At 31.0% G+C, this 12,364-nt stretch carries 13 protein-coding genes; 6 read left to right on the top strand and 7 right to left on the bottom strand.

The window, feature by feature from the left end:
* Nucleotides 1–116: 116 nt before the first annotated feature.
* From AADI82_RS09790 to AADI82_RS09780, 3 genes are all read right to left on the bottom strand, one after another.
* Nucleotides 117–443 carry a CCC motif membrane protein gene (locus AADI82_RS09790; RefSeq protein ID WP_341216264.1) on the bottom strand — a complete coding sequence of 109 codons (327 nt, stop codon included), beginning with the start codon at nucleotides 441–443 and terminating at the stop codon, nucleotides 117–119.
* A 9-nt stretch (nucleotides 444–452) separates the two neighbouring features.
* The gene (locus AADI82_RS09785; RefSeq protein WP_341216265.1) at nucleotides 453–716 is read right to left on the bottom strand and encodes a DUF2752 domain-containing protein; all 264 of its coding nucleotides are present in this window, start codon (nucleotides 714–716) and stop codon (nucleotides 453–455) included.
* A gap of 94 nt (nucleotides 717–810) precedes the next feature.
* On the bottom strand, nucleotides 811–2,682 hold the full coding sequence (locus AADI82_RS09780) for a T9SS type A sorting domain-containing protein (protein ID WP_341216263.1): 1,872 nt from the start codon (nucleotides 2,680–2,682) through the stop codon (nucleotides 811–813).
* Between the two features lie 170 nt (nucleotides 2,683–2,852).
* On the opposite strand from AADI82_RS09780, the gene AADI82_RS09775 reads away from it, so the two are divergent.
* Both AADI82_RS09775 and AADI82_RS09770 read left to right on the top strand, forming a co-directional pair.
* Nucleotides 2,853–3,053, top strand: a complete 201-nt coding sequence (locus AADI82_RS09775; RefSeq protein WP_341216262.1) for a hypothetical protein — start codon at nucleotides 2,853–2,855, stop codon at nucleotides 3,051–3,053.
* Nucleotides 3,050–3,616 (top strand): DNA mismatch repair protein MutS, encoded by a 567-nt coding sequence (locus tag AADI82_RS09770; protein ID WP_341216261.1) that lies wholly within the window; start codon nucleotides 3,050–3,052, stop codon nucleotides 3,614–3,616. The genes AADI82_RS09775 and AADI82_RS09770 overlap by 4 nt, the downstream gene beginning before the upstream one ends.
* Here the strand turns inward: AADI82_RS09770 and AADI82_RS09765 are convergent.
* Nucleotides 3,609–4,541, bottom strand: a complete 933-nt coding sequence (locus AADI82_RS09765) for a hypothetical protein (protein ID WP_341216260.1) — start codon at nucleotides 4,539–4,541, stop codon at nucleotides 3,609–3,611. The two genes, AADI82_RS09770 and AADI82_RS09765, sit on opposite strands and share 8 nt — an antisense overlap.
* 133 nt (nucleotides 4,542–4,674) lie before the next feature.
* Here AADI82_RS09765 and AADI82_RS09760 point away from each other — a divergent pair, with 133 nt between their 5' ends.
* Both AADI82_RS09760 and AADI82_RS09755 read left to right on the top strand, forming a co-directional pair.
* Complete coding sequence (locus AADI82_RS09760) at nucleotides 4,675–5,814, top strand: cysteine desulfurase family protein (RefSeq protein ID WP_341216259.1); 1,140 nt, start codon at nucleotides 4,675–4,677, stop codon at nucleotides 5,812–5,814.
* Between the two features lie 127 nt (nucleotides 5,815–5,941).
* Nucleotides 5,942–6,685, top strand: a complete 744-nt coding sequence (locus tag AADI82_RS09755; protein ID WP_341216258.1) for a hypothetical protein — start codon at nucleotides 5,942–5,944, stop codon at nucleotides 6,683–6,685.
* Nucleotides 6,686–6,710: 25 nt separating this feature from the next.
* Here the strand turns inward: AADI82_RS09755 and AADI82_RS09750 are convergent, their stop codons facing one another.
* Genes AADI82_RS09750 through AADI82_RS09740 form a run of 3 tightly spaced genes read right to left on the bottom strand, consistent with a single transcriptional unit; the run spans nucleotide 6,711 to nucleotide 11,433 of the window.
* Nucleotides 6,711–7,244: a PH domain-containing protein gene (locus AADI82_RS09750; RefSeq protein ID WP_341216257.1), complete on the bottom strand. Its 534-nt coding sequence runs from the start codon at nucleotides 7,242–7,244 to the stop codon at nucleotides 6,711–6,713.
* A 10-nt stretch (nucleotides 7,245–7,254) separates the two neighbouring features.
* Entirely contained in the window at nucleotides 7,255–9,735 is a 2,481-nt protein-coding gene (locus tag AADI82_RS09745) for a TonB-dependent receptor (protein ID WP_341216256.1), read from the bottom strand.
* 12 nt (nucleotides 9,736–9,747) lie between these two features.
* Nucleotides 9,748–11,433: a M23 family metallopeptidase gene (locus tag AADI82_RS09740; protein ID WP_341216255.1), complete on the bottom strand. Its 1,686-nt coding sequence runs from the start codon at nucleotides 11,431–11,433 to the stop codon at nucleotides 9,748–9,750.
* Nucleotides 11,434–11,665: 232 nt separating this feature from the next.
* On the opposite strand from AADI82_RS09740, the gene AADI82_RS09735 reads away from it, so the two are divergent.
* Nucleotides 11,666–11,956 (top strand): hypothetical protein, encoded by a 291-nt coding sequence (locus tag AADI82_RS09735; protein WP_034044846.1) that lies wholly within the window; start codon nucleotides 11,666–11,668, stop codon nucleotides 11,954–11,956.
* Nucleotides 11,957–11,971: 15 nt separating this feature from the next.
* Entirely contained in the window at nucleotides 11,972–12,265 is a 294-nt protein-coding gene (locus tag AADI82_RS09730; RefSeq protein WP_341216254.1) for a cell division protein ZapA, read from the top strand.
* The last annotated feature ends 99 nt before the right edge of the window (nucleotides 12,266–12,364 follow it).

The following is a 12,364-nucleotide window of genomic DNA, read 5'->3' as shown; positions in this document are numbered from 1 at the left end:
TATGTTTTAATAATTGTTGGCAGTATGTTGTTTGCAGCATCTTCATTTTAAAAAAATGATGTTTATTGTATAAAAAAAGCGACCAATTGGTCGCTTTTTTTTATACGTAATATCTGTTAATTATTCTGCATTTGTTCTAACATATCTTGAGATTGTTGCATAAGTTCATCCCATCCAACAGTAGATATTCTATAAATAGTCATTATAAAATATAAAATATTAATTATTAGTATAACCAAAGCTACAATTTTAGCTGTATTCATCGCTTTTATACTTGTAGGTTCAAAACCTTCAGGATTCAGTTTTACAGCATTTAATTTACTATGCGCAATAAAAAAAGCAATACCGGCAAGAATAAATCCTAAACCGCCAATGCAGCAGCACAAAAGACCTAAAATAGCTAATACATAAACGATAGTTGGATTGAGTTTTTGTTGTTCCATGTGTGAATTTTAATTGATTAGTTTAATAATAAAACTTGTTATAATTGTTAGTACGGTTATAATTGCAAGTATTGTAATTATTTTATTTGAATGTTTAAATTTAAAGAAAATATTTAAACCAATAAAAACAAAAAGAGAAATTAAACTGTAAATAGCTGGATACATATAAAAAGCGCCAACAAAATCTCCTTGGCCTATTAAAGAGATTGAGCGTTGCATACCACAACCCATGCAATCTACTCCAAAAAGTTTTTTGTTTAAACAGGGCAGCATATAGTCTTCCAAAGCTTGCATTACAAAGTTTAAGTTTTGCCAAATTTAGAAAAAAATGCTTGCAAACAATAGCTTTTAAAAACTAAATTGTTGTTTAATTTTTATTAGAAATTATTACTTTTTTAGTGAAATTTTGATTGTTAGACGAGCTAATTCTAGCGATATAAACACCATCACTTAAAGATTTTGTAGAAAATGTATAGCTGCTTTTTGTTTCTAAAATGTTTTGATTCAATACTTGCTTTCCAGAAACATCAAATAAGTTAAACGATTTTATATTTAAAGCGTTAGGGTTTATAATTTTTAATTCTGAAATGGTATTGTTTTGAAAGATATTGAAATCATTAAAAATAGTCGCATCAACAGTTAATGATTGGCTATTAAAAGTAATCTCAAAACGATTGTTGTAAGTGCCTTTTTCTAAAATAATTTCAAAAGCCCCATTTTTTACATCTGTGTAGGTATTATTAACATTATCATAAACATAAATGTCTACATCTGTTGGCACATCTTTTAATTGATTAACTTTAATGCTAAAAGGTGTATTGTCATTCTCTGCCTTTAAGCCAAAGGGAATTCTTGTTGTTTCATCATAATTAATAGACTTAATAGTCAATTCTTGATTTTCTGAAATTAAATAAGCATCAGAATTTAACGAATGAATATTTATACCATCATAAAATCGATTGTAGGCTATATTATTTGGTGTAGAATTTCGAAAAGCAATTACATTTTCTTTATAAAAAGTGTTGTTTACTTTGGTGTGTATCCTAATTTCTGGAATAACTGTTGGGTTTTCTAAAACAGATTTGTAGTCTACTTTATTATGTGACATAATAATAGTTTCTTTTTTTGAATCCTTTTTTTCTTTATTAGATTTTGCAAAAATTGAACCATCTCCTCCAGTAGTAGAGTCTTCAATTCTATAAACGCGCATACTGTTTGTAAATTCAAAATTACCTCCAGCGCCATTACTGCTTACAACAAAACCTTGACCTATTGCTGCAAAACGCCTTGAGTTGTTAGCACTATAATCGATAGTGTTACCAGTAGTTGTTGTGTTTGTACTACCATCTCCATTATAGCTTTCAAAAGCAGCAGTAGCATAAGTTCCGTTATCTGCTAAATTACCAGGTGCACCAGGTGTGTAAATACTATATCCTCCTTCATAACTAGCCAATGCATGAGAATTTTTAGGTTTTTGTTCCCAAAAAAATATTTCTCCACTTAAAACTGTTTGATTTGTGGCGTTAATTAAAAATAATTTTAAGTCTAATGCTGAAGGGTATGGGTTTCCTGTTAAGGTTTCTGCTCTATTTGGTATTCCAGAATTTGGTTCATCGTCGGTACCATCATAAGCACAACTAACCGTAATAGTACCGTTATTTGGTCTGCCTCTAAAATCTAAAACATTATTAGTATTAGGGCTTCCTTTTAGTGTAAACCCATAGCCAGTAGTAATTGGATTGTTGTCGAAAACTTGATTCCAACCAAAATAACCTTCACCATCTATTAGAGTGTATATCCAATAATTTGAAAGTTGAGTAGCTGTACCATTATAAGAAGATGTAAATAAATATGCTGATGAGGCAACGTTGGTTAAATCTGTATGATCTGCAGGATTATGTATACTATTATCACCCTGAAAAGACACATTTGCTTGCGTTGTACCATCTACACTTATGCCAACTGGCGAACACCAAAAATTATATTCATAAATACCAGTGGTTTGATTTTGATAAATAGATAACTCACCAGCATCAGAATTTTTAGTATCTGTATTCTGCAAAAGTTGAGCATTGCCTCTAAGATAAAGGTTAGATGTAGGAGTTTCAAGTCTAATATCATCATTTACAAATACAACTACGTCTCTTGAGTACAAATAAGTGTCATTTGCAACATATAAATCTTGAGCAAAAGATAGATTTGCAGTTAATAATAATATAATAGTAAATCTTAGGGGCATAAAAATATACTTAGTGTTTAAATAACAAATATAGTTTTTTTTAGTTAAATAGCAATATATCGTCTAAAAGTGTATTTCAACGATATAAATTATGCTATTTAACCAAGAATTATTTATACAAAATCTATTTTTTAGCGTAATTTGGTTGTTTAATTTTAAGTGATTTATTAATGAAATATTTTAATTATATATTGATAGTTTTAGGTGCTATTATAGCTATATATTCAAAAACTGGAACCGAGCAAAATCAGTATATTTTAATTGGAGGTATTGTGATGCTAATGATTGGAATTTATAGAATTTCCAGAAATATTCCCAGTAAAAATTTAGATGATGATTCTGTTGATATTAATAAAGATGATGTACTATGATTTTTAAAACTGGAGATGCTGTATTAGTTTTAGACGAAGATTTATCTGGTGTTATTAAAAAAATAAGCGGTGATTCTATTTCAATTGAAACCGATGATGGTTTTTTGTTAGATTTTAAAGCAGATGAATTGGTTAAAAGTAAGTCTGATAAAAGCATGAAAGATGAATTGTTTTCGCATTCAAGTATTAATGCCGTTATTTCTGAAAAAGAACAACCAAAAAGGAAAGTCACAAAAAAAGTAAAAGCGAAAGATCGTTACGAGCCTACTATGGAGGTAGATTTGCATATTAATCAATTAGTAAAATCTCCAAAAGGGATGAGTAATCATGATATGCTAACCTTACAATTAGATACAGCTAGACGACAGTTAGAATTCGCCATAAAAAATCGCATACAAAAAATGGTATTTATTCATGGAGTTGGAGAAGGTGTTTTAAAAATAGAATTAGATTACCTTTTTGGGCGTTACAACAATGTGAAATTTTACGATGCCAATTACCAAAAATATGGTTTAGGAGCTACCGAAGTTTATATTTATCAAAATGTAGCAGTTACTAATTAAAAGCTGGCGTTTCAGTTCTCGATTTAAAGTTACTGCCAATATTACTGTCAGATAATGTTCCAAAAGATTGTTCATCTTGCGATAAAATGTCTATACTAATTCCTTTTATGGTTAAAGTAACTATATAGGTTTTGCTTATGGTATGTTTTCTGTATTTAGTTGCAGGGGTGTCTGTATTAGCAACGTCTTTGTTTAAGTAGTCTGGTCCAATGTCACTATTTGTAATGTCGTTTTTCGGGTTTTGGTCTTGCGTATTGGTTTCTTCATCTCGTGTTAAAACACCGTCACCATCATCATCAGGTTCTAAATAATCAGGCAAACCTATACCATCTGTATTTTGAGCATCACTTAAATTACCGTCACCGTTAGGGTCTGGATTTTCGTCTTTTGTAAGTACATTATCACCATCATCATCTTCATCTAAATAGTTTGGTAAACCATCTTTGTCAGTATCTGTTGGATTTGTAGCTGGATTATTATCACCGTCTAAATTTTCATCTTCTAATGCAGCAGGAATACCATCATTATCATCTTCAGTTAAAATAGTAGTAAATGTAGCTTCACAACTGCTTTCATAATCATTTACAATATTAATGTCTGAAGAGGGAATATCTTTGCAAAATAAGTCGGTGCCCGTAATTTTGGTATTACTATAAGTCCTATAATTTAGTGTTCCTGTTTTTTCTGTGATTAAGGTATTATCGTCGCCAACTGCTAAAAGGTCATCGATTGCTAATGAAGTAATAATAACTGAAAGGGATTCAGATGGGGCACTTTTTGTTTTGTACAGTACCAAACCCTTAATACCTTGGCATGCACTATAATTACCATCAAAATCTAATTCAACATCAATAATATCACCATCACTACAAGAAAAAAGACAAATAAAATTAAGTGTTAGTAAAGCAAAAAATAATTTACGCATGTGTTTGGGTTTTAGAGCAAAAATATAGAATTGTTATTTATAACGTATCATATTGATAATAATTTTATTTCAAGTATTTTTGGTGCTTAAAGCACATTGAATTATTTTTTTGCCATTTAATCTAAATAAGTAGATGAAACATATATATTTTGATAACGCTGCAACCACACAAATTCGTGATGAGGTTATTGATAAAATGACTGAAATATTGAAGAATAATTATGGAAATGCTTCATCTTCACATAGTTTTGGGAGGTCATCTAAATCATTAATTGAAAAATCAAGAAAAACAATTGCGAGTTATTTGAATGTGTCAGCTGGCGAAATTGTATTTACTTCGGGCGGAACTGAAGCCGATAATTTAGTGTTACGAAGTGCGGTAAGAGATTTAAAGGTTGAGCACATTATTACTTCAAAAATTGAGCATCATGCCATTTTGCATACCATTGAACAACTTGAAAAAGAGTACAATTTAACTGTTAGCTATGTAAATATAGACACTAACGGCACTGTAGATTATAACAATTTAGAAATATTGCTTAGCACTTCAAAAAAAACTTTAGTTAGTTTAATGCATGTTAATAACGAAATAGGAAACATTTTAGACATTAAAAAAGTTGCCGATTTGTGTAAAGCTAAAAACGCTTTATTTCATAGCGATACTGTACAATCTGTAGGACATTATAAATTAGATTTACAAGAGATTCCAGTCGATTTTTTAGCAGCAGCAGCGCATAAATTCCACGGGCCAAAAGGCGTTGGTTTCACTTTTATTAGAAAAAACTCAGGTTTAAAGCCTTTAATTTTTGGTGGCGAGCAAGAGCGTGGTTTTCGTGCAGGAACCGAAAGTGTACATAATATTGTTGGTATAGAAGAAGCTTTAAAATTAGCTTATGATAAATTAGATGAAGAGTCGGAATATGTAAAATCTCTAAAAGCATATTTTATTAAACAGCTAAAATTAAAACTACCATTAGCAAAATTTAATGGCTATTCTGGAGATATGGAAAAAGGGACTTATACCTTAGTTAATGTATGTTTGCCTGTAGCTCCAGAAAAAGCAAGTATGTTGTTATTTCAACTAGATTTAAAAGGCATTGCTTGTTCTAAGGGTAGTGCTTGCCAAAGCGGAAGTACAAAAGGGTCTCATGTTTTATCAGAAATTTTAAGTAATGAGGATATGCAAAAACCCTCTATTCGGTTTTCTTTTAGCATCTATAATACAAAAGAAGAAATAGATTATGTGGTTGATGCTTTGAGCGAGTTTATTTAAAATCGATACAAGATTAAAGGTATTTTTAATAGATTAAAAGTTTTATTTGTAGGATTAATTTTGTTTAATTTTTTTTTCTTATTTTGTAAAAAAAAAGCAGTCCCCTAAATCTAATTAATCTACAGTTATGAAAAATAGAATTCTCTTTATTTTAACATCGTTATTTTTTCTTATATCCATAGTTTCATTTTCTCAAGTTGGTATCGGTACAACATCTCCTGATGCTTCTTCAGTTTTAGATATTTCATCTACCACTCAAGGTGTTTTAACACCGAGAATGACATCTGCTCAACGAATAGCAATAATAACGCCAGCAACTGGGTTATTGGTTTTTGATACCGACCAAAATGCTTTCTATTTTTATGATAGTAGCAGTTGGGTAAAACTTAGTGCTAGTGGAAATGATTATACAGGGTGGGCACAATACTCAGACACTCAATACACTTCAGGTTCTCCATTAAATCTATTGGCTTCTACCAAGATAACTTTACCTAACAATGCAGGTGCAATATTAGATTTCCAAAAACCAGTAGATGTAACAACGTTTTATAATTCTGCTAACTCTACAATTACGGGTAGGAATGGTGATGGTATCAATATAGTGATAGAATTTAGATTAAGACCAATTGCAAATCAGACCACTAAAATAACTATATCGATTGATCTAGGGGGTGCTGTAGGAGAAATTTTTACAAGAGATTTTATAACATCAAAAGGAATTGGGGTTGAACACTTTTATTTGAGTTCTTTTAACGCTTATACTTTAGGTACATGGCAAGCAAATGGAGGAACAGTTAAAATCGTATCAGATTTTGCAGCAGAGGTTTACGATGTAAGGTATGTGCTAACAAGAACCCATAAAGCAAGATGATTTTTAGTAATTCGATAAATATCTATTAATCTTTATTTTTAATTTCGTTTAATAGGTCTCTAATCTCTTCTAACAAAATATTCGTTTTTTCACTTGAAGAAATATTTTGCGAACTGTTTTTCGAATAAGATTGAATTGCTTCGCGTTGCTTTAATACCTGCTCTTTAAAGTTAGCAGAATCAATAATACCAATAAGTTTCATATCGCTGCCTTTAGGGTTGCTTTGTCCAGCAGTTTCAATTTTAAGAATACGTAAATCGAGATATTTTAATAACGGATTTTCAATAAATGTTAAATCCTGAATGTTTTCTAACGGAATTGTTTTTTCAACTTTAAACAGTACCCCTTTTTTAAATTCTAAGTGTCGGTTTGTTAATTGGCATTCTAAATTTTCATAAAAACGTTTGCTTATATATTGACCAAGACCCAGAAACCAAACAATTAAAATAGGGATTCCAGCAATAGAAATTAATAAGAAAAAAGAAACGACAAAAAGTATGTACGATTTAATTTTTGGGTTAAATTCTGCTTTTTTTATAATATTACTTTTTGTATTCATTTCAATAAGTTCAAAACTTCATTGTAGTTCGCACATTAAAAACCCGAGGCGTTAAGTAATTAGGAATGGCGTATTGACGTTTGCTATAAACATCGCGTACCCAAGTATTGGTTATAGAGTTTTGTACATCAAAAATATTAAAAATCTCAACACCAAAAGATAATTCTTTAAAAGGCTTTTTCCAACCGCTGTTAAATTGCTTTTTGTCATCAACGATAACGAATTGAAAACCAACATCGGCTCTTTTGTATGACGGTAATCTATTTTGATACTCATAAGGGTCTGCATAACTAGGTGAGCCACCGGGTAAACCTGTATTAAATACCAAGTTTAAGTACATTTTCATATTTGGTATATTCGGTACATAATCTTGGAATAGCGCTGCAAACTTTAAACGCTGGTCTGTTGGTCGTGCAATATAACCGCGATTATTTATGTTTTCTTCAGTTTTTAAATATCCAAAACTAAACCACGACTCAGTCCCAGGTACAAACTCACCATTCAAGCGCATATCCAATCCATAAGCATACGCTTTCGCGGAATTATTGGCGCTATAACGTATACGAACATTCTCTAAAGTATAAGGATTTACATCACTCAAATTTTTATAATACGTTTCGGTAGTTAATTTAAAAGGTCTATTCCACATTTTAAAACTGTAATCGTTACCTAAAACTAAATGAAACGATTGTTGCGCTTTTACGTTGGGTTGAACAACACCATCGGCATCTCGTAATTCTCTGTAAAATGGCGGTTGATAATATAAACCTCCAGCAATTCTAAAGAGCATATCTTTTTCCCAATAAGGTTTTATGGCGAATTGCGCACGCGGACTAAACACTGTTTGAGACTTTTTTGAACTTGTGCTGAGCGCAGTCGAAGCATCACCATTAACCGACCAATTATGCACTCGCAATCCCGCATTGTACCAAACATCACTGGTTCCTATTACAGAACGTTTGCTCCATTGGGCGTAGGCTTGCAGCCTGTTGATTTTGGTGTTGTTAGTGGTACGAACATTTTGAAACGCTTCAATAGGACCTTCAAATGGTGTGTAAGGTTGCTCGTTAAAGGCATCAATATGTGGTGGACGAATTGAAAATCCAGCAGAATCAATAACTTCCCATTCAACCAAACGATCACGAATATCTTCATTAGTATATTTTACAGACCATTCAATTCGATTGTCATCAATTTTTAAATCGCCTTTATGTTCAACTGTGGTAATTAATGCGTCTAAATCGTTTCGTCCGTGATTTAATTGCCCGCCAATACCTTCGCTAAATTCTACTTCACCTAAATTTTCATCACCAATATTCGTGTTTACTTCACCCAATCGGTATTGTGCTAAAATATCAAAATACTCTTCTTCGGTGGTGTGATAAGTTGATGCAATGGCATGAAGTGTTAAATCATCGTTCGCAAAATATGTGCCTTTAAAAGCACCAAAAGCCGTTTGATACTGGTCTTTTTCTTGTCCTTCGTAAAACACTAATAAAGCTAAAGGATCTGCGAGTGTACCAAAATTGGTTTGTCGCGTTTGTGGTTGGTAACTGTATTTATTTAAAGAGGCGTTTCCTAAAAAGCTTAAATGAAATTTATCGGTAAACTTATAAGTTAAATAGGCTTGCGCATCGGCAAAAGCAGCATCATAATTGGTTTCGGTTTCTTTGGCATTAACCAACAAACCATTATCGCGATAGCGTAAACCAACAATACTTGAGAATTTGGAATCTTTACTAATATTTTCAACTGAGATACTGCCACCTAATAAACTTAAATCGACATTAACTTCAAATTGATACGGATTTTTATAGGTAATATCTAAAACCGAAGATAGCTTATCGCCATATTTAGCCTGAAAACCACCTGAGGAAAAATCGACATTCTGAACCAAATCGGTATTTACAAAGCTTAAACCTTCTTGTTGCCCCGAGCGAATTAAAAACGGTCGATACACCTCAATACCATTTACGTACACCAAGTTTTCGTCGTAATTACCACCACGAACAGAGTACTGTGTGCTTAATTCATTGTTATTACTAACTCCAGGGAGTGTTAATAGTAAGTTTTCTACACCAGCATTGGCTCCTGGTATTTTTCTAATGGTTTCTGGTTTTAAGGTTGTTATGCCTTCAACATCTTTTCTGCGTTTTCCAGAAACTACAACAGTAGCAATTTGCTCAATAGCCGTATTCATTACTGGGTTAAATTCATGAGTTTCACCATTTTTTAGATTGAAAGTGATGATTATTTTTTTATACACAAGATGAGAGAACTCTATGGGGATATCTTGATTTGCAGGAATTTTTAAAGAATAAAATCCGTTTTCATTTGTTTCTGTGCCAACTGAACCAGCCTTAATGTTTACTTTGGAAATAGGGGTGTTTTTATCATTTAAAATAACACCTTTAATAGTTGCCGTTTGTGAATATCCTAAAGAAACAAATAATAAAAATAGAATGACAGTAAGTGAAAATTTTGAATTCAAAAGCGAGAAAATTTATTTTCTATAAAAGACTGTTTCAAAAGTAGAATTATTTCCAACATTATCGGTAACAATTAGTTTTAAATTATTTTTTGTTTCTGTAATTAATCCATCATTAAAATCGTGCGTTAGCATTTTTGTTTTGTAATCGTACTCCATTAAAACCCATGTTCCGTTTACCGTAGCTCTGTAATTTGAAATTCCAGAACCTTCATCGTCAATTTTAATTTTTAAATATCTAAAATTACTTAACCACTGTCCTTTTTTAAAATTAATGGGTGTAATGGTTGGTTTGATAGTGTCTGTTGCTAGGGCAAATTCACCTAATGTTCTTGTATAAGTTGTTAATAGATTGCCTTTTCTTTTTGTTGAAGAATATGCAGGAAATTTTTTGTAACCTAATAATCTGGCTATATATAATTTGCTTTTATCTTTATCGGAATATGCACTAACATCATAACTAATTGTGAAGCTTTTTTTTGCAGGAATAATGTCTTCATGCAATAATAAAGTGTCATTTTTTACATCAAAATCTATGTAAAAATTATCATAAAAGGTGTCTTTATAAAAATCAACCGATACTTTTCCTTTTTTTAAATTAGTTGTTTCATTAGTATTAATAAAATAAGGTGTAGTTTTTTTTGGTTCACTTTTTATGGAGTCTATTTTACTTCCTTTAATAGTTACAGTTGCCCAAGTATTATTGTTTTCAAAATCGCCAACTTTTATTTTGTAAACCGAATACGTGCTATCTTTTATATGTAAAATACCATCATTTAAAACATCTTTATATAAGCTTAAAGGATTGTTTTGATTGAATAGCTTTTGAACACGAGATTTTTTAGTTTTATAATGTTCGTAATCTATAAGTCTATTTAGGTGTTTGGTTTCACTAAAGGAAAAACGCCTAAAATCAAGTTCGAAATTTTTATTACCATTAACAAAGGTTTGAATATTATAAACTCCATTTTTATTAGCTGTTAAATTTTGTCTATCATTGGTTTCAATGCCAAAACCAATGTTGCCATAAGCTTCAATGTTTTCAACTACATAATCACCGTTTTTTATTGGAATTAAGCGGAGTTTCTTTTTAGTATTCGATTTGTTTATAAATGAATTTTCATCCATCGGATATGCATAAAGCGATGTTATTATAGGATTTATAGAATCTTTTATATCAATACCAAAAAGCATAGGGTTTATAGGTCGTTCTTCTTTATCACGAATTTCAAAATGTAAATGTGGTCCGCCAGAGCCACCAGTGTTTCCGCTTAAAGCAACAATATCACCTTTTTTAATTTTTAAATCTCCAGCATTAGGAAATAATTCAATTTCGAAAGATTCTTTTTCGTATTGATGTTTTTTTACATAGGCCTCTATGTCTGGAGAAAATTTATTCAAATGTGCGTAAACCGTAGTATAGCCATTTGGGTGTGTAATGTATAACGCTTTTCCGTAGCCAAAATGCGATATTTTAATTCTACTTACAAAACCACTAGCCGATGCGTATACATTTAAGCCCACTCGTTGTTGTGTTTTTATATCTAGTCCAGAATGAAAATGATTAGAGCGTAACTCTGCAAATGTACCAGAAAGCATTAATGTAATATCTAACGGACTTCTAAAATAATCTTGAGGATAGTTATTTTGAGCAATAGAAAAGGATGAGAAAAATAAAAAAAGAATGAGGATTAATCGCATAATTTATATGTTACCAATTAAATTTTAAAAATTAGATTTAAGGGTTGTTCTCAATTGTGATTGGTATTAGGCTAAAATATCAATTTGATGTTAATAAGCAAAGCTTTAAACAAAAATCAAGCCAATTGTTCTGGTTATGAGTAATAAAGAAGAATTTGAAATTTTATGAAAAAACAATTGTAATTTAACCTTAGGTATGTTAACTTTGTGATATAAGTATTGAAATTTGTAAATGAGTAATATTGAAGATATTGTAGATTCTTTAGAAAACAAAATTAGCAAGGTATTACACAAAGTAGAGCTTTTAAAGCAAGCTAATTTGAAATTGAATGAAGAATTAGAAGCTTCAAAACAAGAACTTCAAAACCAAAAACTGCATATAGCAACTTGGGAAGAAAAGTACGAAGCTCTTAAAATGGCAAACTCAATACTTGGTAGTGACGATAATAAAAGAGAAACAAAGCTTAAAATAAACGCATTAATTAGAGACATTGATCATTGTATTGCTCAACTTTCAGATTAGTGCAACATAGATTAAATGTCAGAAAAGCTTAAAATAAAGCTCTCAATAGCTAATCGAGTATACCCTTTAACTATTGAGGCCAATCAAGAAGAAGGATTGCGCAAAGCCGCTAAAAATATAGAGGCTATGATAAAGCAATTTGAACAAAGCTATTCTGTAAGAGATAAGCAAGATGTATTAGCCATGTGTGCTTTACAGTTTGCCTCTCAAGTAGAACAAAAATCTATTGATAAAGCGAATGTAAGTGAACATGTAGAGGAGAAGCTAAAGGCTTTAAATGATTTGCTACAAACGCATTTAATCTCTTAAACGTTCTTTAAAATAAACTAAAAGTTACTGCCTACATTGGTTATTTTTTTTGATAAACTCAACGTTAATTCTTTAAAAAGGGTGAGTTTAAGTTGTAAA

It is taken from the genome of uncultured Wocania sp., assembly GCF_964021735.1.
In the GTDB taxonomy this organism is placed as follows: domain Bacteria; phylum Bacteroidota; class Bacteroidia; order Flavobacteriales; family Flavobacteriaceae; genus Wocania_A.
Note: the sequence above shows the minus strand (reverse complement) of the source record. Positions and strands in the feature narration are given on the sequence as shown.